Origin of the sequence: Allobrachymonas denitrificans DSM 15123 (genome assembly GCF_900110225.1) — a bacterium.
Taxonomy (GTDB): domain Bacteria; phylum Pseudomonadota; class Gammaproteobacteria; order Burkholderiales; family Burkholderiaceae_C; genus Brachymonas; species Brachymonas denitrificans.
On record NZ_FOCW01000002.1, the window covers coordinates 205,688 to 231,501 of the forward strand.

The 25,814-nt window shown below is 65.3% G+C and carries 25 protein-coding genes, 2 pseudogenes and 1 riboswitch; of the genes and pseudogenes, 18 read left to right on the forward strand and 9 right to left on the reverse strand.

Annotated features, from left to right (window positions below; all coding sequences use genetic code 11):
* Position 1: 1 nt before the first annotated feature.
* The 6 genes and pseudogenes from ccoO to BMW28_RS07395 form a co-directional block, all read left to right on the forward strand.
* A pseudogene (gene ccoO / locus BMW28_RS13140) lies at positions 2 to 628 on the forward strand (cytochrome-c oxidase, cbb3-type subunit II); the annotation flags it as partial.
* A complete protein-coding gene (locus BMW28_RS13145) occupies positions 626 to 1,093 on the forward strand; it encodes an OmpA family protein (protein ID WP_234970070.1) in 468 nt (155 codons plus the stop codon). The pseudogene ccoO and the gene BMW28_RS13145, both read left to right, overlap by 3 nt.
* A 30-nt stretch (positions 1,094 to 1,123) precedes the next feature.
* Positions 1,124 to 1,300 (forward strand): cbb3-type cytochrome oxidase subunit 3, encoded by a 177-nt coding sequence (locus tag BMW28_RS07380; RefSeq protein WP_091816013.1) that lies wholly within the window; start codon positions 1,124 to 1,126, stop codon positions 1,298 to 1,300.
* A complete protein-coding gene (gene ccoP / locus BMW28_RS07385; protein WP_091816015.1) occupies positions 1,297 to 2,202 on the forward strand; it encodes a cytochrome-c oxidase, cbb3-type subunit III in 906 nt (301 codons plus the stop codon). Before BMW28_RS07380 ends, ccoP begins: the two co-directional genes overlap by 4 nt.
* Before the next feature lie 144 nt (positions 2,203 to 2,346).
* Positions 2,347 to 3,816 (forward strand): cytochrome c oxidase accessory protein CcoG, encoded by a 1,470-nt coding sequence (ccoG, locus tag BMW28_RS07390; protein ID WP_091816017.1) that lies wholly within the window; start codon positions 2,347 to 2,349, stop codon positions 3,814 to 3,816.
* The gene (locus BMW28_RS07395; protein ID WP_091816020.1) at positions 3,816 to 4,118 is read left to right on the forward strand and encodes a hypothetical protein; all 303 of its coding nucleotides are present in this window, start codon (positions 3,816 to 3,818) and stop codon (positions 4,116 to 4,118) included. The genes ccoG and BMW28_RS07395 overlap by 1 nt, the downstream gene beginning before the upstream one ends.
* Positions 4,119 to 4,389: 271 nt before the next feature.
* On the opposite strand, the gene fnr is transcribed toward BMW28_RS07395, so the two are convergent.
* Complete coding sequence (gene fnr, locus BMW28_RS07400; protein ID WP_091816219.1) at positions 4,390 to 5,118, reverse strand: fumarate/nitrate reduction transcriptional regulator Fnr; 729 nt, start codon at positions 5,116 to 5,118, stop codon at positions 4,390 to 4,392.
* A 236-nt stretch (positions 5,119 to 5,354) separates the two neighbouring features.
* On the opposite strand from fnr, the gene hemN reads away from it, so the two are divergent.
* The gene (hemN, locus tag BMW28_RS07405; RefSeq protein ID WP_091816220.1) at positions 5,355 to 6,752 is read left to right on the forward strand and encodes an oxygen-independent coproporphyrinogen III oxidase; all 1,398 of its coding nucleotides are present in this window, start codon (positions 5,355 to 5,357) and stop codon (positions 6,750 to 6,752) included.
* A gap of 93 nt (positions 6,753 to 6,845) precedes the next feature.
* A complete protein-coding gene (locus tag BMW28_RS07410) occupies positions 6,846 to 7,544 on the forward strand; it encodes a sulfite exporter TauE/SafE family protein (RefSeq protein ID WP_091816022.1) in 699 nt (232 codons plus the stop codon).
* 15 nt (positions 7,545 to 7,559) lie between these two features.
* Here the strand turns inward: BMW28_RS07410 and BMW28_RS07415 are convergent, their stop codons facing one another.
* The 3 genes and pseudogenes from BMW28_RS07415 to BMW28_RS07425 form a co-directional block, all read right to left on the reverse strand.
* The gene (locus BMW28_RS07415; protein WP_091816025.1) at positions 7,560 to 8,384 is read right to left on the reverse strand and encodes a sulfite exporter TauE/SafE family protein; all 825 of its coding nucleotides are present in this window, start codon (positions 8,382 to 8,384) and stop codon (positions 7,560 to 7,562) included.
* 344 nt (positions 8,385 to 8,728) lie between these two features.
* Positions 8,729 to 9,061: a cell division protein ZapA gene (locus tag BMW28_RS07420; RefSeq protein WP_091816028.1), complete on the reverse strand. Its 333-nt coding sequence runs from the start codon at positions 9,059 to 9,061 to the stop codon at positions 8,729 to 8,731.
* 80 nt (positions 9,062 to 9,141) lie between these two features.
* Positions 9,142 to 9,375 (reverse strand): annotated as a pseudogene (locus BMW28_RS07425) (DUF904 domain-containing protein); the annotation flags it as partial.
* A 131-nt stretch (positions 9,376 to 9,506) separates the two neighbouring features.
* A riboswitch (cobalamin riboswitch) is annotated at positions 9,507 to 9,743 on the forward strand.
* A 169-nt stretch (positions 9,744 to 9,912) separates the two neighbouring features.
* On the opposite strand from BMW28_RS07425, the gene BMW28_RS07430 reads away from it, so the two are divergent.
* From BMW28_RS07430 to cobT, 8 genes are all read left to right on the forward strand, one after another.
* Complete coding sequence (locus BMW28_RS07430) at positions 9,913 to 10,617, forward strand: bifunctional adenosylcobinamide kinase/adenosylcobinamide-phosphate guanylyltransferase (RefSeq protein ID WP_091816031.1); 705 nt, start codon at positions 9,913 to 9,915, stop codon at positions 10,615 to 10,617.
* The gene (cobO, locus tag BMW28_RS07435; RefSeq protein WP_091816033.1) at positions 10,614 to 11,183 is read left to right on the forward strand and encodes a cob(I)yrinic acid a,c-diamide adenosyltransferase; all 570 of its coding nucleotides are present in this window, start codon (positions 10,614 to 10,616) and stop codon (positions 11,181 to 11,183) included. The genes BMW28_RS07430 and cobO overlap by 4 nt, the downstream gene beginning before the upstream one ends.
* An 18-nt stretch (positions 11,184 to 11,201) precedes the next feature.
* A complete protein-coding gene (gene bluB / locus BMW28_RS07440; protein WP_091816223.1) occupies positions 11,202 to 11,996 on the forward strand; it encodes a 5,6-dimethylbenzimidazole synthase in 795 nt (264 codons plus the stop codon).
* Between the two features lie 22 nt (positions 11,997 to 12,018).
* Positions 12,019 to 13,068, forward strand: coding sequence for a biotin synthase BioB (gene bioB / locus BMW28_RS07445; RefSeq protein WP_091816036.1), 1,050 nt, complete (start codon positions 12,019 to 12,021; stop codon positions 13,066 to 13,068).
* Between the two features lie 58 nt (positions 13,069 to 13,126).
* Positions 13,127 to 14,110 carry an adenosylcobinamide-phosphate synthase CbiB gene (gene cbiB / locus BMW28_RS07450; protein ID WP_091816038.1) on the forward strand — a complete coding sequence of 328 codons (984 nt, stop codon included), beginning with the start codon at positions 13,127 to 13,129 and terminating at the stop codon, positions 14,108 to 14,110.
* Positions 14,107 to 15,249, forward strand: coding sequence for an aminotransferase class I/II-fold pyridoxal phosphate-dependent enzyme (locus tag BMW28_RS07455; protein ID WP_143280556.1), 1,143 nt, complete (start codon positions 14,107 to 14,109; stop codon positions 15,247 to 15,249). Before cbiB ends, BMW28_RS07455 begins: the two co-directional genes overlap by 4 nt.
* A 128-nt stretch (positions 15,250 to 15,377) precedes the next feature.
* On the forward strand, positions 15,378 to 16,907 hold the full coding sequence (locus BMW28_RS07460) for a cobyric acid synthase (protein ID WP_091816228.1): 1,530 nt from the start codon (positions 15,378 to 15,380) through the stop codon (positions 16,905 to 16,907).
* 30 nt (positions 16,908 to 16,937) lie between these two features.
* Positions 16,938 to 17,978 carry a nicotinate-nucleotide--dimethylbenzimidazole phosphoribosyltransferase gene (cobT, locus tag BMW28_RS07465; protein WP_091816041.1) on the forward strand — a complete coding sequence of 347 codons (1,041 nt, stop codon included), beginning with the start codon at positions 16,938 to 16,940 and terminating at the stop codon, positions 17,976 to 17,978.
* A 113-nt stretch (positions 17,979 to 18,091) separates the two neighbouring features.
* Here the strand turns inward: cobT and BMW28_RS07470 are convergent, their stop codons facing one another.
* From BMW28_RS07470 to nth, 4 genes are all read right to left on the reverse strand, one after another.
* Positions 18,092 to 18,688 carry a chromate transporter gene (locus tag BMW28_RS07470; RefSeq protein WP_091816043.1) on the reverse strand — a complete coding sequence of 199 codons (597 nt, stop codon included), beginning with the start codon at positions 18,686 to 18,688 and terminating at the stop codon, positions 18,092 to 18,094.
* Positions 18,685 to 19,278: a chromate transporter gene (locus tag BMW28_RS07475; RefSeq protein ID WP_091816045.1), complete on the reverse strand. Its 594-nt coding sequence runs from the start codon at positions 19,276 to 19,278 to the stop codon at positions 18,685 to 18,687. The genes BMW28_RS07470 and BMW28_RS07475 overlap by 4 nt, the downstream gene beginning before the upstream one ends.
* A 28-nt stretch (positions 19,279 to 19,306) precedes the next feature.
* Positions 19,307 to 19,885: a hypothetical protein gene (locus tag BMW28_RS07480; RefSeq protein WP_091816048.1), complete on the reverse strand. Its 579-nt coding sequence runs from the start codon at positions 19,883 to 19,885 to the stop codon at positions 19,307 to 19,309.
* 97 nt (positions 19,886 to 19,982) lie between these two features.
* Positions 19,983 to 20,645 carry an endonuclease III gene (gene nth / locus BMW28_RS07485; RefSeq protein ID WP_091816051.1) on the reverse strand — a complete coding sequence of 221 codons (663 nt, stop codon included), beginning with the start codon at positions 20,643 to 20,645 and terminating at the stop codon, positions 19,983 to 19,985.
* Positions 20,646 to 20,774: 129 nt separating this feature from the next.
* On the opposite strand from nth, the gene BMW28_RS07490 reads away from it, so the two are divergent.
* Both BMW28_RS07490 and ppc read left to right on the forward strand, forming a co-directional pair.
* A complete protein-coding gene (locus tag BMW28_RS07490; protein ID WP_091816053.1) occupies positions 20,775 to 21,962 on the forward strand; it encodes an aminotransferase-like domain-containing protein in 1,188 nt (395 codons plus the stop codon).
* Positions 21,963 to 22,205: 243 nt separating this feature from the next.
* Positions 22,206 to 25,022: a phosphoenolpyruvate carboxylase gene (ppc, locus tag BMW28_RS07495; RefSeq protein WP_091816056.1), complete on the forward strand. Its 2,817-nt coding sequence runs from the start codon at positions 22,206 to 22,208 to the stop codon at positions 25,020 to 25,022.
* Here ppc and BMW28_RS07500 read toward each other — a convergent pair whose 3' ends face one another.
* Positions 25,023 to 25,586 carry a redoxin domain-containing protein gene (locus BMW28_RS07500; protein ID WP_143280557.1) on the reverse strand — a complete coding sequence of 188 codons (564 nt, stop codon included), beginning with the start codon at positions 25,584 to 25,586 and terminating at the stop codon, positions 25,023 to 25,025.
* Between the last annotated feature and the right edge of the window lie 228 nt (positions 25,587 to 25,814).

Genomic DNA, 25,814 nt, shown 5'->3' on the forward strand with positions numbered 1-25,814 from the left:
AATGGCTAACGCTAATCATCCCGTTTCCGGTGGCCTGAGCCACGAGAAAGTGGAAACCAGCAACTTCTGGATGATCGTGCTCATCCTGATCGTGATCGCCTTCGGCGGTCTGGTCGAGATCGTGCCGCTGTTCTTCCAGAAATCCACCACGCAGCCGGTGCCGGGCCTCAAGCCCTACACCGCCCTGCAGCTGGCAGGCCGTGACATCTACCAGCGCGAAGGCTGCTACAACTGCCACTCGCAGATGGTGCGTCCGTTCCGTGCGGAAACCCTGCGCTACGGCCAGTACTCCGTAGCCGGCGAATCCGTGTGGGATCACCCCTTCCAGTGGGGCTCCAAGCGTACCGGTCCTGACCTGGCTCGCGTGGGTGGCCGCTATTCCGACGAATGGCACCACCAGCACCTGTTCAACCCGCGTGACGTGGTGCCCGAGTCCAACATGCCTGCCTACCCCTGGCTGGAAAAGAACCTGGTTGACGACAAGACCATCGGTACCCACATGGCCACCCTGCGCAAGCTGGGCGTGCCGTACACCGACGCCGACATCAGCGGTGCTGGCGCTGCCGTGAAAGGCAAGACCGAAATGGAAGCCGTGATTGCCTACCTGCAGTCGCTCGGCCATGCCATGACCGCCGCCGTGCCCACGGCAGCCGCTGCTCCCGCTCCGGCGGCAGCTCCGGCTCCCGCCGCTGCGCCCGCACCGGCTGCTGCACCCGCAGCTGAAGCCAGCGCTGCAGCCCCGGCTGCCGCTGCCGCTCCGGCTGACGACGCAGCTGCCGTGAAGGTCGAGAACGGCGTCGTGCAGTTCTTCTTCGCAACCGGCAAGTCCGAAGTGGCTGCTGGAGGCAAGGATGCGCTGGCCGACATCATTGCTGGCGTCAAAGCCGGCAAGAAGGCCGTGATCAGCGGTTATACCGACGCAACTGGCGATCCTGCCAAGAACGCCGAGCTGGCCAAGCAGCGCGCACTTGCCGTGCGTGACCTGCTGACCGCCAACGGCGTGACTGAAGACCGGATCGACCTGCAGAAACCTGCGGACAACAACGCAGGCCAGGGTGGCCAGGCACGTCGCGTCGACGTTGCCCTGCAGTAAACAGAACAAGGGACGAGGAGCATTTTCCGCATGGACATCAACGACCTGCGAAGCCTCACGACGGTATTGAGCTTTGCTGCCTTCATCGGCATCGCATGGTGGGCCTATTCCCGCCGCAACTCGGGCCGCTTCGACGAGGCTTCCCAGCTGCCGTTCGGTCCGGAAGAGGCTCCACACCCCCAAAAACATACTGAGGATACAAAATGAGTGACTTTATCAGTTCCTTCTGGTCACTGTGGGTGATGGCGATCGTCGCGTTTGGCATCATCTTCTGTGTCGCTGTGCTGCTGTTCGGTGCACAGGCACGCGCTGCAACCGCCGAAGACCGCACCACCGGCCACGTGTGGGACGGTGACCTGCGCGAGATCAACAACCCCCTGCCGCGCTGGTGGGTGGGCATGTTCTGGCTGACCATCTTCTTTGCCATTGCCTACTTCTTCATGTACCCGGGTTTCGGCAACGTGAAGGGTTCGCTGGGCTGGACGTCTGCCGGCCAGTACGAAGCCGAAATGGCCAAGGGTGATGCTCAGGTGGCTCCGCTGTTTGCCAAGTACGCAGCAATGCCGATCGAGGACATCGCCAAGGACAAGGACGCCAACGGCATGGGCCAGCGCCTGTTCCTGAACAACTGCGCGCAGTGCCACGGCTCCAGCGCCAAGGGTGGCAATGGCTTCCCCGACCTGAGCGACAACGACTGGCTGTGGGGCGGCAAGCCCGAGCAGATCATGGAATCCGTCACCAAAGGTCGCAACGGCAACATGCCTCCGCAGATCCAGGCCATTGGCGGTACGCCTGCCGATGCCAAGGCTGTGGCCAACTACGTGATGAGCCTGTCCGGCCTGCCGCATGACGCCGCCCAGGCATCCATCGGCAAGGGCAAGTTCATGGCCTGTGCTGCCTGCCACGGCGCTGATGCCAAGGGCAACGTGGCCCTGGGTGCCCCCAACCTGACCGACAAGGTCTGGCTGATGGGTGTGCCGAGCGAAGCCAACATCGTTGACCAGATCACCAATGGCAAGACCAACGTGATGCCCGAGTGGCACACCAAGCTCAAGCCCGAGCAGATCCGTCTGGTGTCGGCCTATGTGTGGAGCCTTTCCAACAAGTAACCGACACTGTGCACAGGAAAACCTGTGCACGGGATAATGCACCGCCATGACCTTTATCAAGGTCATGGCGGTTTTTCCGTTTGGCGGGGCCCGACCGCCTTATCATATTCGGGTTCATGTAAGTAAGGCAGTCTGGAACACACTATGTCCAACGAAGTCCCCGAGAAAAAACAACCGTCCGAAGCGGCACCAGAAAAGAAAGTGATCCCGATCGAGAAGGATTCACTGGTTTCTGCAGCAACGGGCGGTTCCCTGTTTGCGGCCTCCAAGGCCATCCATCCCCGATCCATCAAAGGCCGTTTCACCAACTGGCGCTGGATCTTCGTCTGGCTGACGCAGATCGTCTTCTACGGTCTGCCCTGGCTCAACTGGGGTGAGCGCCAGGCCGTGCTGTTCGACCTGGGCGTGCGCAAGTTCTACATCTTCGGCCTGGTGCTGTACCCGCAGGACTTCATCTACCTGACCGGCATTCTGGTCATTTCCGCGCTGTCGCTGTTCCTGTTTACGGCCGTGGCGGGGCGCCTCTGGTGCGGCTACACCTGCCCGCAAACGGTCTACACCGAGATCTTCCTCTGGTTCGAGGCCAAGATCGAGGGTGATCGCAGCGCCCGCATGCGTCTGGACAAGAGTGGCTGGACTGGCGAGAAGATTCTCAAGCGCGGCGGCAAGCACCTGATCTGGCTGGCGATTGCGCTGTGGACGGGTCTGACCTTCGTCGGCTACTTCTCGCCCATCCGCGAGCTGATCGGCAACTTCGTGCACTGGAACCTGGGCAACTGGGAAACCTTCTGGATCTTCTTCTACGGCTTTGCCACCTACGGCAACGCCGGCTTCATGCGCGAGCAGGTCTGCAAGTACATGTGCCCCTATGCGCGCTTCCAGAGCGCCATGTTCGACCCCGACACGCTGATCGTGACCTATGACGAAAACCGTGGCGAACCGCGCGGTCCGCGTTCCAAGAAGGCCGACCGCAGCAGCATCGCGCTGGGCGACTGTATCGATTGCACGATGTGCGTGCAGGTCTGTCCGACCGGCATCGACATCCGCAAGGGCCTGCAGTACGAGTGCATCGGTTGCGGTGCCTGCGTGGACGCCTGCGACGAGGTGATGGACAAGGTCGGCTACCCGCGTGGCCTGATCAAGTACTCCACCGAAAACGCGATGAAGAACAACTGGGGCAAGAACGAGATCTGGAACCGGATCAAGCGTCCCCGTATCCTGGTCTACACCGGCATTCTGGTGCTGATCGCTGCGGCACTGGTCACCAGCCTGAGCATGCGCAGCCCCATGCGCGTGGACATCATCCGCGACCGTGGCGTGATGTCGCGCATCGTGGATGGCGGCAAGATCGAGAACGTGTATCTGGTGCGTGTGATGAACACCACCGAGAGCGAGCAGAACTACGAGATCCGCGTGAACGGCCTGCCGGGTGCCGTCGTCGCCGAAGGTGGCGAGATGACCATCGGCCCGGCCCAGGTCGAGCAGCACGTGGTGTCGGTGCGTGTGCCTTTCGGCACCATCGAGCCCGGTTCGCACCCGATCTATCTGGATATCCGTGAAACCGGCAGCAATGCCCAGGTGACCGAAAAAGCTGCTTTCCTGGTGCCGAAATAATGACGCAGGAACGTATGCAGACCAACCAGTCGAAAGCTGGCCTTCCGGGCCAGCAGGATCATCCCGAAGAGGGTCGTCCGTGGTGGAAATACCCGGTGGTGTGGATGGTGGTGGGTGGCCCGGTGGCCGTCATCATCGCCAGCCTGATCACTTGGTACTTCATCATGCACTCGCCCAATGAGGTGCTGATAGAGAGCAGGGAGGTGGAAACGCCAGGCCTGTCGGACCAGGGGGCGCAGTTTACGCCCGCCAACCGCGCCCGCAACCACGCGGCGACGGGAGGGGTTCCGGCCTCACGCTGACCTGCTTCGAACGCAATTGCAATGCCGGCCTAGTGCCGGCATTGCTTTTTCCGGTGTCTGGATGGTGGGCGGGGTAGGGTCACTCAGGCGAGTGCAGCACCTGGTGGTGTGAATACCGGGGTGAAATCTGTGCGCGCAACGATGCGCCGGAAGCCGGCGGTGTTGTCGTTGACCGGGTGCGCTGAAAGCAGCGGGCGCAGCGACACGCCATCAACCCGGGACAGGCACCCGCGCGGCCGCCGCCGTGATAGCAGCGGGCACAGCAATGCGCCTATTCAGGGTGGTGCTGGCTCACAAGCTGCTGCAGCGCCACCGTATCCAGAATGCGCACATGGCGCTGGCGCACCTCCACGATGCCCTGTTCGGCAAACTTGGAGAACATGCGGCTCACGGTTTCGAGCTTGAGGCCGAGATAGCTGCCGATTTCCTCACGCGTCATGCGCAACACCAGTTCCAGCGGCGAGAAACCGCGCGCATGCAGGCGCTGCACCAGATTGAGCAGGAAGGCGGCCAGGCGCTCCTCGGCGCGCATGCTGCCGAGCAGCAGCATCATGCTCTGGTCACGCACGATTTCGCGGCTCATGATCTTGTGCACATGGTTCTGCAGCGCGGTCACTTCGCGCGACAGCGCTTCCAGTTCGTCATAGGGCATGACGCAGACTTCGGAGTCTTCCAGCGCGATGGCGTCGCAGGTGTGGCGGTCGTGCACGATGCCGTCGAGGCCGACGACTTCGCCGGCCATCTGGAAGCCGGTTACCTGGTCGCGGCCGTCCTGGGCCGTGACGGTGGTCTTGAAGAAGCCGGTGCGGATGGCGTACAGGGCCTTGAACGGATCGCCATGGGTGAAGAGCGGATCGCCGCGCGGCACCTTGCGGCGCGATCCCACCATCTCGTCGATGTAGCGCAGTTCCGCCTCGCTCAGGCCCATGGGCATGCACAGCTCGCGCAGGTTGCAGTTCGAGCAGGCCACTTTGTATGACTTCGGGAACGAGGGAGACATGCAGCTATCCGTGGCGCGCCCTGTGCGCGCTTGATCCGTATCATGGAAAGCCGTGATTATCGCATGGCGGAAAAACTGCATTGATACATGTCAATTGCGGTAGGGTCATATCGCTGGCACAGTGGGTGTTCTCACTGACAGACTGGCAGCGTTCTCCAGGCAACCCCCATTCTTGCGGCCCTTTCCCGCGTGCGGGCATTGCTGCGACACGCTGCTCACTTAGAATGCCCGAGACCATGAGCAGTTCCGAACACACCTACCTCACCCCCGAACTTCTGGCGCGCTACGACATTGCCGGCCCGCGCTACACGTCCTATCCCACGGCCGACCGCTTCGTCGAGGCGTTTGGCGAGAGCGACTATATCGATGCGCTGGAGCAGCGGCACAATTCGCGTCCCGGCCATGTACTGCCGCTGTCGATCTATGTGCACGTGCCGTTCTGCCAGTCGCTGTGCTACTACTGCGCCTGCAACAAGATCATCACCAAGCACCGTGAGCGCGGTACCGAATACCTGCGCTACCTGCAGCGCGAGATCGACCTGCATGTGACGCGTCTGGGGCGCGGGCAGGTGGTGTCGCAACTGCACTTCGGCGGCGGCACGCCGACCTTCCTGGATGATGCGGAACTGGGCCAGCTGATGGGCATGATCCGTGGCGCGTTCGAGCTGGCCGAGGGGGGCGAATATTCGGTGGAGGTGGATCCCCGTACCGTGGACGAGGCACGCCTGCAGAACCTGTTCGATCTGGGTTTCAACCGCCTGAGCTTCGGCGTGCAGGACTTCGATCCGGACGTGCAGAAGGCGGTGCACCGCATCCAGCCTGCCGAGCAGGTGTTTGCGCTGGTGGAGGCTTCGCGCCGCATCGGTTTCAAGTCGGTCAACGTGGACCTGATCTACGGCCTGCCGCAGCAGACGGCGGCCTCGTTCGCACGCACGCTGAAACAGGTGAACGAGCTGCGTCCGGACCGCATTGCGCTGTATGCCTATGCGCACCTGCCGGAGCGTTTCAAGGCGCAGCGCCGCATCGACGCCTACACGCTGCCCAGCGGCGGCGAGAAGATCGAGATGCTGTCGCAGTCGCTCAAGGCCTTTGGCGATGCCGGCTACGTGTACGTGGGCATGGACCACTTCGCGCTGCCGGACGATGCGCTGGCCATTGCCAAGCGCCAGGGTCGCCTGCATCGCAACTTCCAGGGCTACAGCACGCAGCCGGACTGCGACCTGATCGGCCTGGGTGTATCGGCCATTGGCCGCATCGGCGCCACCTACAGCCAGAACGCCAAGACGCTGGAAGAGTATTACGACGCCGTGGAGCGCGGCCACTTCCCGGTGGTGCGCGGTCTGGCGCTGACGCGCGATGACCTGATCCGCCGTGCCGTGATCATGGCCATCATGTGCCAGGGCGAGATCGCCTATGAATCGATCAACCTGGCCTGGCTGATCGACTTCAAGGAATACTTTGCCCGCGAACTTGAGCTGCTCAAGCAGAAGGAGGAAGAGGGCATGGTGCGCATCACCGACACCGGCATCACCGTGACCGAACAGGGCTGGTACTTCGTGCGCGGCGTGGCCATGCTGTTCGACAAGTACCTGCAGGCTGACCGTACCCGCGTGAAATTCTCTAAAATCATCTGATCGGTGGCAGGCACCCGGCAGGGTGAGAGGGACTGCCATGGCAAGGCCGGCACCGGTGCAAACCGTGCCGGCCGTTTTGCATGAAAGAGAAGTATGGAAGCATCATTGATCGTCACGGCCCTGCTGATGGGCCTGGCGGGCGGTCCGCACTGCATTGCCATGTGCGGTGCCGCATGTGCGGGGATCGGAGTGACAGCCGGTGACAGGCCGGCACAGCAGAACCGGGCCATGGGCCTGTTCCAGGTGGGACGTGTGCTGGGTTATGCCGGCCTCGGCGGTCTGGCGGCGGCCACCATGCAGGGCCTGGGCTGGCTGACCGTGCAGAGCGCTGCCCTGCGGCCGGTGTGGAGCACCATCCATGTGGCGGCGCTCGTGCTGGGCCTGCTGCTGCTGTTCCAGGCGCGCCAGCCGGCCTGGCTGGAACGCTCGGCACGCAACGTCTGGGAGCGCATCAAGCGGCTGCAGAAGCGCGGCGGTGCCTTCGGGCCCGTGCTGGTGGGCATGCTGTGGGCCTTCCTGCCCTGTGGGCTACTCTATTCGGCCTTGCTGGTGGCTGCGCTGACAGGCGTGGTCTGGCAGGGGGCTGCCGTGATGGCCCTGTTCGTGGTGGGAACCAGTGTGTCGCTGATGGCGGGGCCCTGGCTGCTGCTGCGCATGCAGGGCATGGGGCTGGGTGACGGACAGTGGGGCATCCGCCTTGCGGGTCTGGCACTGGCCATCAGTGCGGCTGTGGCGCTGTGGATGGGCCTGATGCACGACCAGGCGCCCTGGTGCGTGACGCCGGCCGGATGATATCCGGGTGCCGCGTCAGGCACCCAGCAGGCGGATGCCCTTGATCAGCATGCTCACGGCGAGCAGCATCAGGATGCCGGCGAAGATGCGCTTGAGCGTTTTCACCGGCAGCGCGTGCGCAGTGCGCGCACCCAGCGGAGCCATCAGCACGCTGCAGCTGGCAATCACAGCCAGCGCCGGCAGCCACACGTAGCCGACGGACCATTCCGGGCGGCCAGCCACGCTCCAGCCACCCAGCACGTAGCCGATGACGTTGAACACGGCAATCGGAAAGCCCAGCGCGGCGCTGGTGGCCACGGCGTTGTGGATGGCGACGTTGCACCAGGTCATGAAGGGCACGCTCAGGAAGCCGCCACCGGCACCCAGCAGGCCGGACAGGAAGCCGATCACGCTGCCGGCCGCCATCTGGCCGCCGCGACCGGGCATCTGGCGCGTGGGCTTGGGCTTGCGGTCCAGGAACATCTGCAGCGCGGCCAGGATCACCAGCACGCCGAATACGACGGACAGCCAGGCGCCCTTGAGCAGGGCGAACACGCCGATGCTGACCACCAGCGCGCCGATCATGATGCCGGGGGCAATGCCCTTGACCAGATCCCAGCGCACCATGCCGCGCTTGTGGTGGGCGCGCACGCTGGAGATGGAGGTGAAGATGATGGTGGCCATGGAGGTGGCGATCGCCATCTTGACGGCCAGTTCGTTGTCGACGCCACGGCTCGCCAGGATCCAGGTGATGAAGGGCACCAGCACCATGCCGCCACCTACGCCCAGCAGGCCGGCCATGAAGCCGCCGGTCAGACCGAGCGCGGCCAGTTCAACAATGGTGATGGGTTCGAGGAGCATGGCGGGAAGAGGGTTGGGGCGTTCGGGGCCGGAACGCGAAAAGCCGCCCGAGAGGGCGGCTTGGTGTCTGTCGCAAAGGGCGCAAGACGGCTGTTAGGTGTCTGCAGCGGAACTTGACCGTCATCCTGAACGGAGGGGTTCAGGTGGGCGAGGGCAGCAAGGCCTTGGGTTCATCTAACGCGAGATGATCACGCTGGCCGAGCGATCTACCAAGCCCGGGCTCAGAGAGCATTGGTTCAAGGAAATATAAAGCCAAGCTCGCTGCAGACGCCTTCATTTTAGGACGAAATCAGCGCTGGTGGGGAGTCTGCAGATGTAAAAGCCCGCGCGAGCCGTACGGCATCTCAGATCAGCCGGCCGTCCTCGGCAAGGGCTTCGTCCATGCGCTGCAGCAGGGCCTGCATGCGGGGGTGCACCAGTTCGGGCGCCTGCGCTTCGCCTTCGGCTGCGGGAGCGGGCGGGGCAGCGATCTGCTGTTCCTTTTCGATCAGGTCGAAGGCCATGTTGAGGGCTGCCAGCACGGCGATGCGGTCACGGGCACGGATCTTGCCGGCATCGCGGATCTTGCACATGGCGCTGTCGACACGCTGGACTGCCTCGATCATGCGTTCTTCGGAACCATCCGGGCAGGCCAGCACATAGGCCTGGCCCATGATCGGGACTTCGAGTTGCTTCATTGCGAATCATCCTTGGCGGCAGGGGAGGGCTGGGCGGCTTGCGGCTGGCCCCAGACGCTGCACGTGGCAGGCGCAGTTGCGGGGGCGGCGGCCACCGGGGCGGCAGGCTCGGCGGGCAGGCGTGCCAGCAGGGCGTCGACGCGGGCGCGGGCGGCCGACAGGCGCGACTTGAGGGAGTCCCGCTCCTGGGTCACTTCCTGCAGCTGGCCCTGCAGCAGGGCGGCGGTTTTCTGCAGTTCCTGGTAGCGCAGCAGCATGTGTTCCATGCGGTCTGCGACCTGGTCGAGCGAGAGCGGGGTAGGGGGAGTGGTCATGGCACGAGAACGACAGGCAAACAGGAAGCTGACGTGGCCCGCGCAGACAGGCCGGGCCCCTTCGCTGCACATTGTAGATGATGCGGCTGGAGCGCCATGGGGGCTTTCCAGAGGGACGTGTGGAATCATCCTACAATATCCGGATTGCTGGTGCCCGGCAGGCCGTTCTGGCGGCCGGGTAAACGGGAAGCAGGAACGGTGGCTGATGGATGCCATTGCAAAGCCTGCGCTGCCCCCGCAACGGTGATACGGCGCAGCTTGCCTTGCGGGCAGCTGCCGCAGCGTTCTCCCAAGCCACTGGCCTTGCGCCGGGAAGGCAACGCTGCCATGCCGTCAGCCCGGATACCGGCCAGCATGCTAGGGACAGCCGTTCGCGGATGGCTGTCGGAACGGAATGCAGCGGCGGGGTGCCGGCGGCTTTTCCTGCTTTTCTCATGGTGGCATGGTGCCAGTGCTGGCTGACGATTTTTCTCCGGTTTTCTGCTTGTCCAACGGGGCGCTGATGCGCATGCCCGCTGCGCAGCCATGGGGCAGTGCATGAGTGCAGGGCGCCATCACGAGCTGATCCTGGGCGGGCAGAAGTCCGGCAAGACGGTGCGCGCCGAGCGAGCCGTGGCGCGCTGGCTGGAGCAGGATCCGGCGCGTCGTGCGCTGTATCTGGCCACGGCCTTGCCGTGGGATGCCGAGATGCAGGAGCGCATCGCGCGCCACCAGCAGGATCGCGCGCAGCGTGTGCCGCGCATGGAGACGCTGCAGGCGGGCGGGCGCGGTGAGCTGCTGGATGTGCCGGCCCTACTGCGGGAGCATGCTGCGCCGGATGTGGCGCTGGTGCTGGATTGCCTGACGCTGTGGCTGACGCAGCAGCTGATGCCGCTGGAGGTGGAAGAGGGCGCCGGGGAGCTGGCTGCACCGGCGCCGCCGGCCGGGGCAATTGCCGACACGCCGGTGCAGGTCGAAGCTCCGCACCAGGCGTGCAATGCATCCTCCGCAGTCCCCGGACATCGCGTGGCTGCGGCTACCGCCGATCTGCTGGAGGCCATCCAGGCCTGGCCCGGCCCCTTGTATATCGTGAGCAATGAAATCGGCCTGGGCGTGATTCCGCTCGGCCGCGAGACGCGTGCCTTTGTCGACGCGCTCGGCGAACTCAACCAGCGCGTGGCCGCCGTGTGCAGCCACGTGACCCTGATGGCGGCCGGATTGCCGCTGACATTGAAATCTTCCGAACGAAAGGACCTGCCATGAAAATCGAGGAACCGCCCAAGGAGAAACCGTACGAGAAGTCGGACGGCGAACGCCGCGGCCTCCTGATCGTCAACACCGGCGACGGCAAGGGCAAGAGCACGGCGGCCTTCGGCCTGGCGCTGCGCGCCACCGGCCGCGGCAAGAAGGTGAAGATCTACCAGTTCATGAAGGTGCCTAGCGCACGCTTTGGAGAACACCGCATGTTCGAGCAGATCGGCGTGCCGGTGGAGGGGCTGGGAGACGGCTTCAGCTGGAAGAGCCAGGATCTGGAGAAGTCCGCGCAGCTGGCGCGTGACGGCTGGGAAAAGGCCAAGGCGGCCATCCTGAGCGGCGAGTATTTCCTGGTGGTGTGTGACGAGATCACCTATCCGCTGGTGTACGGCTGGCTGCCGCTGGAAGACGTGGTGGAGACGCTGAAGAACCGTCCGCGCGATGTGCATGTGTGCCTGACCGGCCGCCGCTGCCCGCAGGAGATCGTCGACATCGCCGATACCGTGACCGAGATGCGCCCGATCAAGCACGCGTTCGATGCCGGCATTCCGGCGCAGCGCGGGATCGAGGACTGAGCAGCCATCGTGAACGACATGACCAGGGACTCGCACGTGCATTCCGAAACGGGCGGCGCTGCTGCGCTGCCGGATGCGGTGCGCGAGGACGCCTCCCATGCCTATTCCGCGGCGGACCGTGACGCGATCTACCGCGTGATGGCGCAGCGGCGCGACATGCGCCACTTCACGCCGGGAGCCCAGGTGGCCCCGGAGGTGCTGGAGCGGCTGCTGCTGGCGGCGCACGCCGGGCCGAGCGTGGGCTTCATGCAGCCGTGGCGCTTTCTGCGCATCACTGATGTCGGCCTGCGCGAACGCATTCATGCCTGCGTAGATCGCGAGCGGGTAGCCACGGCGCGTGCCCTGGGCGAGCGCGAGGAGGACTTCCTGCGGCTGAAGGTCGAGGGGATCCGCGAAGCGGCGGAGCTGATCGCCGTGTGCCTGGCCGACGGGCGTGAGCGCCATGTGTTCGGCCGCCGTACCATGCCATACATGGACATTGCCTCGGTCGGCTGCGCGCTGCAGAATCTGTGGCTGGCGGCCCGCGCCGAAGGGTTGGGCGTGGGCTGGGTCTCGATCTTCGAGCCCGCGGAGCTGGCAGCCCTGTTGCAGCTGCCCGAAGGGGCCAGCACGCTGGCCCTGTTGTGCATCGGGCCGGTGCCCGAGTTCTATGACGCGCCCATGCTGCAGCAGCAGCGCTGGGCCAGCCGCATGCCGCTGGCGGATGTGGTCTTTGACAACACCTGGGGCCAGAGTGCCCCGTTCCTGCAGGGGCTTTGTCAGCCTGGGCAAAGCCCCATGGCCGACAATGCCGGCTGCGATTCTTCCGATTGATGATGAGAAAGTCCGAAAGAAAATGGATACTCCTGTAACCCATTCCCCCGCCACCTGTCACACCGGCGCCGAGCAGACCGTGCATTTCTGCGCCCCGCGCAACAACCAGCCGGTGCCGCAGAGCACCAACCGCTGGGCGGTGGAGGACATCGAGGCGCTGTTTGCGCTGCCGTTCCCGGAACTGATGTTCAAGGCGCAGCAGGTGCACCGCGAGCATTTCAATCCGGCCGAAGTGGAGTTTGCCACGCTGCTGTCGATCAAGACCGGCGGCTGCCCCGAGGATTGCGGCTACTGTCCGCAGTCGGTGCATTACGACACCGGCGTGGATGCCACCAAGCTGATGGAAGCCGACAAGGTGCGTGAAGCGGCCGAGCTGGCCAAGGCCGCCGGCGCCACGCGCTTCTGCATGGGCGCGGCCTGGCGCGCGCCCAAGGACCGCGACATCGAGAACGTGGTCACGCTGATCAAGACGGTGAAGGACGTGGGTCTGGAAGCCTGCTGCACGCTGGGCATGCTGACCAAGGACCACGCCGAGCAGCTCAAGGAAGCCGGTCTGGACTACTACAACCACAACCTGGACACCGCACCCGAGAACTACGGCAACATCATCAGCACGCGCGACTACCAGGACCGCCTGGACACACTGGAGAACGTGCGCAACGTGGGCGTGAACGTCTGCAGCGGCGGCATCATCGGCATGGGTGAAAGCCGTCGCCAGCGCGCCGAGCTGATCGGCCAGCTGGCCAACCTGCACCCGCACTACCCGGACAGCGTGCCGATCAACAACCTGGTGAAGGTGGAAGGCACGCCGCTGGCCGAGACGGATGACATCGATCCGCTGGAGTTCGTGCGCATGATCGCCGTGGCCCGCATCACCATGCCCAAGGCCCGTGTGCGCCTGTCTGCCGGCCGTAGCGCCATGGCCGACACCATGCAGGCCCTGTGCTTCATGGCCGGTGCCAACTCCATCTTCTATGGCGAGAAGCTCCTGACCACCGGCAACCCCGATGTGGAAGCTGACCTGAACCTGATCGAACGCCTGGGCATGACGGCGGGAAAGTCGGGCCACTGATCCGTGGCGGCACCCCTGCGGGTGCCGCGCACGCAGCCGACCCGGCAGGAGTGTTGCCATGACAGGACCGCACGGACTCTGGATCGGCTTTGCGGCGGTGTTGCTCGCCCTGATGATCGACCAGTGGATCGGGGAGCCGCCACCGCGCTGGCACCCCGTCGTCTGGATGGGCAATTACCTGGGCCGTGCAGGGCGCTGGCTGCAGGCGCATGTGCGCCCGCAGGGCGCTGACTGGCCGAGTTTCTGGCGGGGCGCGCTGGCCTGGTGGGGTGGCGTGCTGCTGGTGCTGGTGCTGGCGGGGGCGCTGCAATGGCTGCTGCTGCAATTGCCGTGGGGCTGGGCCGCCTTGCTGCTGGGCATTGCGCTGAAGCCGCTGCTGGCCTGGCGCATGCTGACAGATGAGGTGGCAGCGGTAGAGGCTGCGCTGGGGCGCTCCCTGGAAGAAGGGCAGCAGCAGCTGGCGCGCATCGTCAGCCGTGACGTGACGCAGCTGAACGAGGAGCAGGTGCGCGAGAGCGCCATCGAGAGCCTGTCCGAGAACCTGAATGATTCCGTGATTGCGCCGCTGTTCTGGTTTGCGCTGCTGGGTCTGCCCGGTGCGGCGCTGTTCCGTTATGCCGATACGGCCGACTCCATGTGGGGCTACCGCGGTGATTACCGCGGCCAGGTGTGGGAATGGGCGGGCAAGTGGGCGGCGCGTATCGATGATGTGCTGGCCTGGGTGCCGGCGCGCATCACCGGGCTGGCGCTGCTGCTGTCCGGCATGCGGCCCACGCGCTGTTCGCTGCAGCGCCTGCAGCAGGAGGCGGCACAGACGCCTTCGCCCAACAGTGGCTGGCCCATGGCGGCCATGGCCATGGTGCTGGATGTGCGGCTGCGCAAGCCGGGCGTCTACACCCTGCATGCGGCGGGACAGGCGGCACAGGCCGGCCATGTGCCGCGTGCCGTGCAGATGACGCGAGTGGCCGTGCTGGGCCTGCTCGGATTGACAATCTTGTTCGCAGCGCTGGCCGCGTTCGGCTGGCAGGGGAGGGCTGCATGACAGACACCATGATGGTTGCGGCGCACGGTGGCACCGATGCCATGGGTGCCGCGCAGTGGGATTTTTCGACCAACAGCAATGCGGCGGGGCCGTGCCCCTATACGCTTGAAGCGCTGCAGGTGGCGGATGCGACGCGCTATCCGGATCCGACCTACCAGCGCCTGCGCGAGCAGCTGGCAGAGTTCCATGATGTGGATGTGCTGCGCATCGTGATCGGTGCCAGCGCCAGCGAGCTGATCGCAAGACTGGCCGCATGGACCGCCTTGCGCCATCCGCGGGGTACCAGCTGGATGCCGCAGTTCCATTACGGCGACTATGCCGTGGCTTCCACCAAGGTCGGGCTGAAACGCACGGACAGGGTGGACGAGGCAGACCTGATCTGGCTCTGCGCGCCTTCCAGCCCTCTGGGCCAGGCACTGACCTTGCCGGAGGACTGGGACCTGCGCAAGCCGGGCGCGACGGTGGTGCTGGATTGCGCCTATGCGCCGCTGCAGCTGTCGTTCAAGCCGATAGCCCCCGAGCTGGACCGGGATGCCGTCTGGCAGCTCTGGACGCCCAACAAGGCGCTGGGACTGTGCGGCATCCGTGGCGCCTATGCCATTGCGCCGCAGCATGCGGATCGGAGCCCGATTGCGGAGTTTGCGCAGCTGGGGTCCTCCTGGCCGACGGGTGCGCATGGCGTGGCGCTGCTGGAGAGCTGGTGCTCGCCCATGACGCAGCGCTGGATGAACGAGGCGCGGCACACCCTGCGCGGCTGGAAGCTGCAGCAGATGGCGCGCCTGCAGATGCTGGGCTGGGAAGGGATTCCGAGCGAAACGAATTTTGGCGTGATGCGCCTGCCGTGGCCGCTGCTTCTGTTCGATCACCCCGACATGCCGGGCGGGCGCGGCGAGCCGGCCCAACCCCGTTGCGATGCCAGAGGCGGATGGGATGGCATGCAGGCGGACGCCTCGGCCCTGCGTGTGTTGTCGCCGTACTGGCACAGTCTGACGCAGGCGCTGCGTGCGCGGGGCGTCAAGCTGCGGGATTGCTGCAGTTTTGGCCTGCCGGGCCATGTGCGCCTGTGCGTGCACACGCCAGAGGCGCAGCAGGCGTTGGTGCATGCCTGGACGGAAGTGACGCAGGAGTTGAAGGCATGAGCGGGATTCGGCAGGATGCAGGCCGGGAGGAAAGCCTGCAGGGTCAGGACGCCTCAGCTCAGGGCGCACAGCGCCAGGAGGTGGCCGTGCAGACCGACGCCGCGCAGGGCGCAAAGGGTTCCGGCCGCCTGCTTGCTCGCTGCGTGATGGTGCTGGGATGCACCAGCGGCGCCGGCAAGAGCTGGCTGACGACGGCGCTGTGCCGCTGGTATGCACGGCAGGGCCTGCGTGTGGTGCCGTTCAAGGCGCAGAACATGAGCAACAACGCGCGCGTGGTCGGTGGCACGGCCGCCTGTCCGGACGGCGGCGAGATCGGCAGCGCGCAGTATTTCCAGGCGCTGGCAGCGCATGCCGAGCCCGAGGTGCGCATGAATCCGCTGCTTCTCAAGCCCGAGGCGGACACACGCAGCCAGGTGGTAGTGCTGGGACAGGTAGAGGCCGAGCTGACGGCCATGCCCTGGCGCGGACGCAGCGAGAAGGTCTGGCCGCAGATTGCCGCGGCGCTCGATGCATTGCGCGCCGAGAATGATGTGGTGGTGATCGAGGGGGCGGGTTCGCCTGCCGAGATCAACCTGATGGGCAGTGATGTCGTCAATCTGCGCGTGGCGCGCCATACGCAGGCAGCCTGCCTGCTGGTGGCCGATATCGATCGCGGCGGAGCCTTTGCCCACCTGTATGGCACCTGGGCGCTGATGCCGGAGGCGGACCGTGCATTGCTGCGCGGCTTCGTGCTGAACAAGTTCCGCGGCGATGCCAGCCTGCTGGCGCCCGCGCCGGAGATGCTGCAGGAGATGACCGGTGTGCCGGTGCTGGCCACGCTGCCGATGTGGCGCGGCCATGGCCTGCCGGAAGAGGATGGTGTTTTCGATGACGCCCCGACCGGCGGCGAGGAGGCTGCGGTGACCGTGGCCATCGTGGCCTATCCGCGCATCAGCAATCTGGATGAATTCGAACCGCTCCGGCAATTGCCCGGCGTGCGCGTGCGCTGGGTGCGGCAGGCACGGCAACTGGCGGCGCTGGGGCCGCAGGACTGGATCATCCTGCCTGGCAGCAAGAGCACCTCGGCCGATCTGCAGTGGCTGCGCAGCCAGGGGCTGGATGCGGCCATCCGTCAGCACGCGGTGCGTGGCGGCAAGGTGCTGGGGGTGTGCGGCGGGCTGCAGATGCTGGGCGAGGCCGTGATCGACCTGGATGGCGTGGAAGCGCGTGGCGCGGGGGGCAACGGGCCGGGCATCGGGCTGTTGCCTCTGGTGACGCTGTTCGAGTCGCGCAAGACGGTGTGCCGCACGCAGGCGCGCTTTGCCGGGCTGCAGGGCGCGTGGGCGCCGCTGGCGGGCATGAGGGTGGACGGCTACGAGATCCACATGGGGCAGACCGCCCCCCATGCCGCCATGGTGCGCACCGGGCATGTGGCGCAGGAAGCGCTGCATGACGCCGACGGCCAGGCCATTGGCTGGACCAATGGTGCGGCCACTTCGGATATTCCCCATGCGGGGAATGTGCTGGGCCTGTATCTGCACGGACTGCTGGAGCAGCCGGCCGTGCTGCACGCCCTGTTTGGCAGTGCGCCCGTATCGCTGGATACGGTGTTCGAGCGCGCAGCCGATTTTGTGGACGAGTACTTTGGCGCGCCTGTGCTGCGTGGCTTGCTCGACTGAACTTTGTCATTGACTGGGAGAAATATCACCATGCGTCTGGATCTGGATCCTGTGCTGGACCTCGAGAATGCCGAATTGCGCGCCGCACTGCAGCGCGCCATCGACCAGAAAACCAAACCGCTCGGCTCGCTGGGTGCGCTGGAGCATCTGGCACTGGAAATCGGCATGATTCGCAAGAGCACACGGCCGGTGCTGGAGCAGCCTCAGATGGTGGTGTTTGCAGGGGACCATGGCCTGGTCAAACGGGGCGTCTCCGCCTTCCCGCAGGACGTGACCTGGCAGATGGTGGAAAACTTTCTGGCCGGGGGCGCCGCCGTAAGCGTGCTGGCGAAGCAGCATGGCATTGCGCTGACGGTGGTGGATTGCGGCGTGGCGCATGACTTTGCGCCGCGTGAGGCGCTGCGCGTGTGCAAGGTGGCACCCGGTACGGCGGATTGCAGCCAGGGCCCGGCCATGACGATGGAACAGTGCCTGCAGGCGATCCGCAACGGCCAGGAACTGGTGCGTGGCCTGCCGGGCAACGCCCTGATGCTGGGCGAGATGGGTATCGGCAACACCTCGTCGGCTTCGCTGCTGCTGGCGCGCCTGCATGGTGTGGATCTGGTGGATTGCACCGGTGCCGGTACGGGGCTGAACTCCGAAGGGGTACAGCGCAAGATCGCCGTGCTACGTGAGGCGCTGGCAGCGAATCCCGATACCGGTGATGCGCTGGACGCACTGGCATCCCTCGGCGGTTTCGAGATTGCCACCATGGTGGGCGCGATGCTGCAGGCGGCTGCGGAAGACCGCGTGCTGCTGATCGATGGCGTGATCGTGACTTCGGCCCTGCTGGTGGCTGCGAAGATCGAGCCCAGGGTGCTGCAGCGCTGCATCTACTCGCACCGTTCCGGCGAGCCGGGACACCAGTACATGCTGGAAGCGCTGAAAGCCAGGCCGCTGCTCGACTGGGGCATGCGTCTGGGCGAAGGTTCGGGCGCGGCCATTGCCTGGCCGCTGCTGGAGTCCGCCTGCACCATGCTGCGCGACATGGCGAGCTTTGCCAGTGCCGGGGTGGATGGGCAGGCAGTTTGAGTAGCGATTGAAGCCACTTCCTGTGCCTGCAGACTGTGCTTGTGCAGCCTGTCGGTACAGGGTCAGAGTGACTGAAAAGGGGCGGGCTGGCGACGTGCGGGTTCGTTGCCCGGCTAGACCCAGCCCAATCCTCCCAGCAAGGCACCTGCAGCAATCAGCCAGAGCAGGTGCACCTGCGTGCGCCACACGATCAGGGTGGCGGCCAGTGTCAGCAGCCAGAGCCGCCAGTCCTCAGCGGCATTGCCATGCGCGGCGGCCAGCAGCCAGCCGGTGGCGATCATCAGCGCGACCACCAGCGGTGCCATGCCGGCCTTGAAGGCGCGTACCGGGCGGCGATCGCTGTGGCGTTGCGCCCAGCGGCTGGCGTGATAGGCCAGAACCAGAGCCGGCAGCATGCAGCCGGTCATGGCGAGCAGCAGTCCGAACAGCGCCAGGGCGATGGCATGGGGGCCGGCGCCCAGGCCGCCCGCTGCATTCAGGCCCAGATTCCAGCCCAGCAGCCCCACGAACAGCACGTTCGGCCCGGGAGCCGCCTGTGCCAGCGCAATCGAGGAACTGAACTGAGCCTCCGTCAGCCAGTGCTGCTGGGTGACCAGGTAGCGGTGCATGTCCGGTGCCGTGCTCATCGGGCCGCCCACGGCCAGCAGGGAGAGCGAGAGAAACTGCAGGAAGATGTCCAGCCAGTCGGCGTTCGTGAGGGTGATGCTCATGGCCGGCCTTTGGCCGCAGCCTGCTGACCGAGGCGGATGTAGGTGAGGGTGCAACTCAGGCTGCCCAGCACGAGCAGCACCCAGACCAGGGGCCAGCGCAGAAGGGCGACGGCGATGAAGGCGAGCAGCGCGATGCATGCGGCCAGCGGCCAGCCCAGCGGATGCTTTCCGAGGGCACTGGCCAGACGCAGCCCGGTGGCAGTGACCAGGCCGGCGGCCACGGCCCCCATGCCGCGCAGGGCACCTTGTGCAACGGGATGCGTGGCGAGATCGGCATAGAGCAGGGCGACCAGCAGCACCACGACCAGGGGGCCGGCCAGCATGCCGGCGAGGGCTGCCAGGGCGCCCGACAGGCCGAAATGGCGCGCGCCGAAGGCAATGGACAGGTTGAGGGCATTCGGCCCGGGCAGGGTCTGCGCCACAGCCCATTCCTCGACGAACTGCTCTCGCGTGAGCCATTGCTTGCGATCCACCAGTTCGCGCTGGATGATTGCCATCACGCCGCCAAACCCCTGCAATGCCAGCCAGTTGAACGACCAGAACAGGTCGGCACGGGAGCGTGGCGTGTTGGGAGGAGACGGATGGGACATGGGGCGATTATGGCGGGATGGGGTTCGCTTACACCAGTGGCGCGCGATGCGCCCCACGCGCCGGCACCAGCGCCAGATTGCAGGGGTTGACCAGAAAATCCGCCAGCAGGGCACGGTAGTGCGGCAGCTGCTCCACATGCCTGGTGCGATCGTGCACGCTGCCGTCGCCCTGCAGGAAGGCTGCGTCGAAATAGTGGGCGATCAGGTCGGCCTGCTGCTCCATGTTCAGGTCACAGAAGCGCTCGGTGTGCGGCAGCAGGTGCTGGTAGCGGTAGGCGCGCTGAAGCTTGCCATAGCCACCGCGCAGGGCGAGCCGCGCACCATGGCGCCACAGGCGAAAGCCGCGCTGCCATTGCCAGGCATGCACCAGTTCGTGCACGAACCAGACCTTGGTGGCGTCGTTGGCCTCGGCGAAGTCATGGTGCACCAGGCGGGGCGGAAAGACGAGCGTGTTGCCATGCGCAAGTGCGGCGCGCGTCATATGCGGCAAGCCCAGCCAGCCACCGCTCTGGATGCGAATCTGCATGTAGTCCAGCCCGTCACGGAACAGGGGCTGGACCAGCGCGATTTCAGCGGCTGTCAGCGGGCGGCGGGGTGCGAAACGCATCGTGGGTGGTAGCTTGTTTGCGCAGGGAGTGTCTGGAAGCTCACGCAGGCAGCGGCTCTTTTCAGATTCCCGATTGTCGCCAGCTTGCTGCGCAGGCTCAAGCGAGGGTCTTCTTGCGTGTGGCCTTGGCCAGCGTCTTGGGCTGGTAATCGCAGCAATCCGCCACGGCGCATTGCCAGCACTCGGGCGTGCGCGCCTTGCAGACGTAGCGGCCATGCAGGATCAGCCAGTGGTGCGCATGCACCAGAAACTCCTTGGGCACGCGCTTGAGCAACTGCTTCTCGACGGCAAGCGGCGTCTTGCCCGGTGCCAGGCCGGTGCGGTTGCCAACACGGAAGATGTGCGTATCCACCGCCATGGTCGGCTCGCCGAAGGCCACGTTCAGCACCACGTTGGCCGTCTTGCGCCCGACGCCCGGCAGCTTCTCCAGCGCCTCGCGGCTTTGCGGTACTTCACCGCCATGCTCGTCCAGCAGCAAACGGCAGGTGGCCATGATGTGTTTGGCCTTGCTGCGGTACAGGCCGATGGTCTTGATGTAGCTCTCCAGCCCTTCCAGGCCCAGGTCAAGGATGGCCTGCGGTGTATTGGCTACCGGGTAGAGCAGGCACGTGGCCTTGTTCACGCCCACATCGGTTGCCTGCGCGCTGAGCAGCACGGCGATCAGCAACTCGAACGGGGTGGTGTATTCCAGTTCGGTTTCCGGATGCGGATTGGCGGCCTGCAGCACGCTGAAGAAGCGGACGATCTGGTCTTTTTTCATGGGGCACAAAAAACTTCAAGCCCGCTACAAGGAGCGGGAGCCGCTATAGTCTGAGAGTTGTGATTGATTGCGCGATTGTGGCACGCCGGCGCGGCTGCTGCAGGCTGCGCTTTTTCCAGGATCTGCGTCATGCAATTCGCCTCCCGTCTGCAAAACTGCGAAACCTCTGCCATCCGCGAACTGTTCAAGCTGCTCGGCAAGCCAGGCATCATCAGCTTCGCCGGGGGCTTTCCGGATCCTGCGCTATTTGACGTGGAGGGTTTCCGCGCCGCCAGCACCGATGCGCTGCAGCAGTGGCCGGGTGCGGCGCTGCAGTACGGTGCCACCGAAGGTTTTGGTCCGCTCAAGGAGCAGATCGCCATCCTCTCCAACAACAAGAGCGCGCCGCTGGCCGAAGACGATTTCATCGTCACCACCGGCAGCCAGCAGGCGCTGGACCTGATCGGCAAGTGCATGATCTCGCCCGGCGACAAGGTGATCGTGGAAGGCCCGACCTTTCTGGCCACCATCCAGTGCTTCCGCCTGTATGGCGCCGAGGTGATCAGCGCGCCCATCGACGGCGATGGCGTGCAGGTGGACAAGCTCGAAGCGCTGATTGCCGAGCACAAGCCCAAGCTGGTTTACCTGATTCCCACCTTTGGCAATCCGAGCGGCGCCATGCTGACGCTGGAGCGCCGCAAGCGCGTGCTGGAGCTGGCCGCGCAATACCAGACGCTGGTGGTGGAAGACGATCCGTATGGCGACCTGTTCTTCGACGCACCTCCGCCGCCCAGCCTGCTGGCGCTGAGCAACGACGTGCCCGGCAGCCGTGACTGGCTGGCCCACTGCGGCAGCCTGAGCAAGATCATGTCGCCCGGCCTGCGTCTGGGCTGGCTGGTGGCGCCCAAGGCGCTGCTGTCCAATGCCGTGATGTGCAAGCAGTTCAGCGATGCCAACACCAGCACCTACGCCCAGGCCACGGCCGCGGCCTATCTGCAAAGCAACCGCCTGCCGCAGGCGGTGAACCAGGTGCGCCGCGTCTATGCCGAGCGCGCCAGCTGCATGGCCGAGAGCCTGCACCGCGAACTGGGCGAAGCCGTGAGCTTCCACGCGCCGAGTGGCGGCATGTTCTTCTGGCTGCGTCTGACGGGCGCCAATGGCGGCGAGACAGATGCCGGAAAGTTTGCCCAGCGCGCCGTCGAGAAACTGGTGGCTTTCGTGCCGGGCGCGCCGTTCTTTGCGCAGCAGCCGGATCCTGCGTGCTTCCGCATGAGCTTTGCCACCTCGGATCTGGAGAAGATCGAGGAAGGCGTGCGGCGCATGGGGCAGGCGCTGTAAGTCCTGCTGGCTGGCCGCCTGCGGCATGCCTTGAGGACTGTGCAGGGGTGATCGCGCCCTGGCTAGTGGCAGGCAATGCCCCTCCGGATTGCCTTGCAAACCCTGAAATATCAGGGAATACCCGCGTGTCCGCACAACTCCACGCAAGCCTCAGGGTTGCCGTTTTTCGATTAATCTCGAGATTTTTGAATCCAGCCCAGATGGCTGGAGTGAATTTTTCTGCCTTTCCCTTGTGAGACGCCCATGTCCCAGCAGCCCGCACCTACCGACAAAGAGCAACCCCTGATCGACGATATCCGCCTGCTGGGCAAGCTGCTGGGCGACGTGATTCGCGAGCAGGAAGGCGAAGCCGTGTACGAGCTGGTGGAGCGCATCCGCCAGCTGTCGGTGGCCTACCGCATCCGTGACGACGAAGGCGCCGGCCAGACCCTGGCCGAGCTGCTGAAGAACCTGACGCTGGAGCAGACCGTGCAGGTGGCGCGCGCCTTCAGCTATTTCTCGCATCTGGCCAACATCGCGGAAGACCACCATCACATCCGCCGTCGCCAGTTCCACGAGCGTCGTGGCGAGGCGCAGCGCGGTTCGCTGGCAGCCGGTCTGGCGCGGCTGCAGGAACAGGGCGTTTCTGCGGACCGCATCGCCGGGCTGCTGGACCAGGCCTATGTCTCGCCGGTGCTGACGGCGCACCCCACCGAAGTGCAGCGCACCATCATCCTGACCGCCGAGCGCGCCATTGCGCAGCTGGTGGCCGAGCGCGAGCAGGTCGTCACCACCCGCGAGCGGGATCGCAACACCCTGCTGCTCAAGGCCCGCATCACCCAGCTGTGGCAGACGCGCATGCTGCGCGACGAAAAACTCAGCGTGGCCGACGAAATCCGCAACTCGCTGGCCTACTACCACAGCACCTTCCTGCGCGAAGTGCCGCACCTGTACGCCGAGCTGGAAGAATCCCTGCCGGGCCAGCCGATTGCGCCGTTCTTCCGCATGGGCAACTGGATCGGCGGCGACCGCGACGGCAACCCCTTTGTCAGCGCGGAAACGCTGGCACTGGCGTTCCGCCTGCATTGCGAAACGGCGCTCACGCACTACCTGCATGAACTCAATGCGCTGGGGCTGGAGCTGTCCATGTCCACCATCCTGGTTGATGTGGAGCCCGAACTGCAGGCACTGGCCGATACCGTGGGCGACACCAATGTGCACCGCAAGGACGAGCCTTACCGCCGCGTGGTAATCGGCATCTACGCCCGTGTGGCGGCCACGCTGAAGCAGCGCACCGGCACCGATGCGCCCTATGCGCCGGCCGTGAGCGGCGAGCCCTATGCCACCGCCGATGAACTGCTGGCCCATCTGCGTCTGCTCGAAAGCTCGCTGCGCGAACACCACGGAACGCCGCTGCTGGCGCTGCGCCTGTCCGAACTGCTGCGTGCGGTGGAGGTGTTCGGCTTCCATCTGGCCACGGTGGACCTGCGCCAGAACTCCGAGGAACACGAGGCCGTGGTGGCCGAACTGCTGCGCGTGGCGCAATTGCAGGACGACTACAGCGCCCTCGACGAAGCCGGCAAGCGCGCCTGCCTGCAGCAGGTGCTGGCGGATGTGCGCCCGCTGCAGGTGCCGCATGCCGACTACAGTGAGAAGGTGCACGGCGAGCTGGCCGTGTTCCAGTCTGCACTGCAGCATCTGGAGCAGTATGGCCGCCACGCGCTGCGCCACTACATCATTTCCCACACCGAGGACGTGAGCGACCTGCTGGAAGTGATGGTGCTGATGAAGGAAACCGGCCTGCTGCGTGGATTCGGCACGGAGCAGGTGAGCAGCCGCCTGATCGTCTCGCCGCTGTTCGAAACCATTGCCGACCTGCAGGCCGCCACCCGCATCATGCGCGAGTGGTATGCGCTGCCCGGCGTGCTCGACATGGTGCTGGCCTCTGGCGCCGAGCAGGACATCATGCTCGGCTACAGCGACAGCAACAAGGACGGCGGCATGTTCACCAGCAACTGGAACCTGTACCAGACCGAGCAGGAACTACTGACGCTGTTCGATCCGCTGCGCGCGCAGCACGGCGTGAAGCTGCGCCTGTTCCACGGCCGTGGCGGCACCGTGGGGCGTGGCGGTGGCCCCAGCTACCAGGCCATTCTGGCGCAGCCCCCCGGCACCGTGAACGGCCAGATCCGCCTGACGGAGCAGGGCGAGGTGATCGCCTCCAAGTATGCCAACCCCGAAATCGGCCGCCGCAACCTGGAAACGCTGGTCGCCGCCACGCTGGAAGCCAGCCTGCTGGAGCCTGCGCAGCCCGTGCCGCCGGAGTATCTGGAAGCCGCGCAGCAGATCAGCGATGCCTGCTTTGGCGCCTACCGTGCGTTGGTGTACGAAACGCCGGGCTTTACCGACTACTTCTTTGCCGCCACGCCGCTGCGCGAGATTTCCGAGCTGAACATCGGCTCACGCCCGGCCAGCCGCAAGGCGCTGCGCAGCATCGAGGATCTGCGCGCGATTCCCTGGGGCTTCAGCTGGGGCCAGTCGCGCGTGGCGCTGCCGGGCTGGGCCGGCTTTGGCAGCGGCGTGCGCCAGTGGCTGCTGGCCGGTGGCGATACGCCCGATGCGCAGCGCCTGCAGACGCTGCAGGGCATGTACCGCGAGTGGCCCTTCTTTGCCACCGTGCTGTCCAACCTGGATATGGTGCTCTCCAAGACCGACATGCCGATTGCAGAGCGCTATGTGGAGCTGGTGCCGGATCAGGCGCTGGGACGCCGCATTTTCGGGGCCATCCGCGCCGAATGGGATGCCACGCAGGACATGCTGGCGCTGATTACCGGCGAGCGGGATCGCCTGGCGCACAACCCGGCGCTGGCGCGTTCGATTGCGCACCGTTTCCCCTACATCGATCCGCTCAACCACCTGCAGGTGGAACTGATGCGCCGCTATCGGGCCAGCAAGGAAAACGGCGCGCCCGATGCCGCCGAGCTGGCCTTGCCGGCATGGCAGCAGCAACCCGCGCGCCTGAAGCGCGGCATCCATATCTCGGTGAACGGGATTGCGGCGGGGCTGCGCAATACGGGTTGATCACCCGGCAATCCGCGCCCACAGCAGGCGCAGTTGCAACCCCCAGTTGCTCGTCAGCCCCACGGTGCGGCTGGAGATGGTGCCATCCGGCGCCAGGATGATGAAGCTGGGGGTGGAATTCACGCCGAAGGTGCGTGCGATGTCGCCTTGCGGGTCCATGGCGCTGTTCCAGCGCAGCCCGCTTTTCTGCTCATAGGCCGCCACCGTGCTGGCGGGGCCGGACTGCATGGCGATCGGCAGCACCGGATACTTCTGCACCAGCGCATCCACCGAACCCTGCTCCAGCTTGCAAATCGGGCACCAGGTGGCCCAGAAATACAGCACCACCGGCTCGCCGGCATGCTGCTGGCGCCACTGGGTAAGCGTCTGGCTGTTGCCGGCCGTCACGGCACGCTCGAATTGCACCTCGGGCGCCTGCCCCGACGCCATGTTGCGCGTCTGCCAGAGATGGGCGGCGAGAAAGGCAGCGAACAGGATGGCGATGTTGATGGCCCAGGAGCGGGCGCGACGGCGCCAGGGGGAGGGGAGGGAAGGAGTGGAGGATGACTCGTTCGGTTCTTGCATGCGGGAAAGCATAGCGGCGAAGCTGGCTGAAAACGTGTGCAGCGGTAATACCTGAGCCGCGAATGCGGCTGCGAACGAAGCTGATGCGGGAATTGACACGATGCAGGAGAGCAATCACTTATTCCCTCGTCTTCAGAGTTGAGAGAGTCGCTCAGATCATGTGTATACAAAACCCGATTTTCTATACATGTCGAAGCTGACGTGTATAAAAATGGCGGGTTTCCTATA

What these genes read in the sequence shown, in the direction of transcription:
- BMW28_RS13145 (WP_234970070.1), top strand. Translation starts at nt 626, where the DNA reads ATGACCGCCGCCGTGCCCACGGCAGCCGCTGCTCCCGCTCCGGCGGCA.
- BMW28_RS07380 (WP_091816013.1), top strand. Translation starts at nt 1,124, where the DNA reads ATGGACATCAACGACCTGCGAAGCCTCACGACGGTATTGAGCTTTGCT.
- ccoP (WP_091816015.1), top strand. Translation starts at nt 1,297, where the DNA reads ATGAGTGACTTTATCAGTTCCTTCTGGTCACTGTGGGTGATGGCGATC.
- ccoG (WP_091816017.1), top strand. Translation starts at nt 2,347, where the DNA reads ATGTCCAACGAAGTCCCCGAGAAAAAACAACCGTCCGAAGCGGCACCA.
- BMW28_RS07395 (WP_091816020.1), top strand. Translation starts at nt 3,816, where the DNA reads ATGACGCAGGAACGTATGCAGACCAACCAGTCGAAAGCTGGCCTTCCG.
- fnr (WP_091816219.1), bottom strand. Translation starts at nt 5,118, where the DNA reads ATGTCTCCCTCGTTCCCGAAGTCATACAAAGTGGCCTGCTCGAACTGC.
- hemN (WP_091816220.1), top strand. Translation starts at nt 5,355, where the DNA reads ATGAGCAGTTCCGAACACACCTACCTCACCCCCGAACTTCTGGCGCGC.
- BMW28_RS07410 (WP_091816022.1), top strand. Translation starts at nt 6,846, where the DNA reads ATGGAAGCATCATTGATCGTCACGGCCCTGCTGATGGGCCTGGCGGGC.
- BMW28_RS07415 (WP_091816025.1), bottom strand. Translation starts at nt 8,384, where the DNA reads ATGCTCCTCGAACCCATCACCATTGTTGAACTGGCCGCGCTCGGTCTG.
- BMW28_RS07420 (WP_091816028.1), bottom strand. Translation starts at nt 9,061, where the DNA reads ATGAAGCAACTCGAAGTCCCGATCATGGGCCAGGCCTATGTGCTGGCC.
- BMW28_RS07430 (WP_091816031.1), top strand. Translation starts at nt 9,913, where the DNA reads ATGAGTGCAGGGCGCCATCACGAGCTGATCCTGGGCGGGCAGAAGTCC.
- cobO (WP_091816033.1), top strand. Translation starts at nt 10,614, where the DNA reads ATGAAAATCGAGGAACCGCCCAAGGAGAAACCGTACGAGAAGTCGGAC.
- bluB (WP_091816223.1), top strand. Translation starts at nt 11,202, where the DNA reads ATGACCAGGGACTCGCACGTGCATTCCGAAACGGGCGGCGCTGCTGCG.
- bioB (WP_091816036.1), top strand. Translation starts at nt 12,019, where the DNA reads ATGGATACTCCTGTAACCCATTCCCCCGCCACCTGTCACACCGGCGCC.
- cbiB (WP_091816038.1), top strand. Translation starts at nt 13,127, where the DNA reads ATGACAGGACCGCACGGACTCTGGATCGGCTTTGCGGCGGTGTTGCTC.
- BMW28_RS07455 (WP_143280556.1), top strand. Translation starts at nt 14,107, where the DNA reads ATGACAGACACCATGATGGTTGCGGCGCACGGTGGCACCGATGCCATG.
- cobT (WP_091816041.1), top strand. Translation starts at nt 16,938, where the DNA reads ATGCGTCTGGATCTGGATCCTGTGCTGGACCTCGAGAATGCCGAATTG.
- BMW28_RS07470 (WP_091816043.1), bottom strand. Translation starts at nt 18,688, where the DNA reads ATGAGCATCACCCTCACGAACGCCGACTGGCTGGACATCTTCCTGCAG.
- BMW28_RS07475 (WP_091816045.1), bottom strand. Translation starts at nt 19,278, where the DNA reads ATGTCCCATCCGTCTCCTCCCAACACGCCACGCTCCCGTGCCGACCTG.
- BMW28_RS07480 (WP_091816048.1), bottom strand. Translation starts at nt 19,885, where the DNA reads ATGCGTTTCGCACCCCGCCGCCCGCTGACAGCCGCTGAAATCGCGCTG.
- nth (WP_091816051.1), bottom strand. Translation starts at nt 20,645, where the DNA reads ATGAAAAAAGACCAGATCGTCCGCTTCTTCAGCGTGCTGCAGGCCGCC.
- BMW28_RS07490 (WP_091816053.1), top strand. Translation starts at nt 20,775, where the DNA reads ATGCAATTCGCCTCCCGTCTGCAAAACTGCGAAACCTCTGCCATCCGC.
- ppc (WP_091816056.1), top strand. Translation starts at nt 22,206, where the DNA reads ATGTCCCAGCAGCCCGCACCTACCGACAAAGAGCAACCCCTGATCGAC.
- BMW28_RS07500 (WP_143280557.1), bottom strand. Translation starts at nt 25,586, where the DNA reads ATGCAAGAACCGAACGAGTCATCCTCCACTCCTTCCCTCCCCTCCCCC.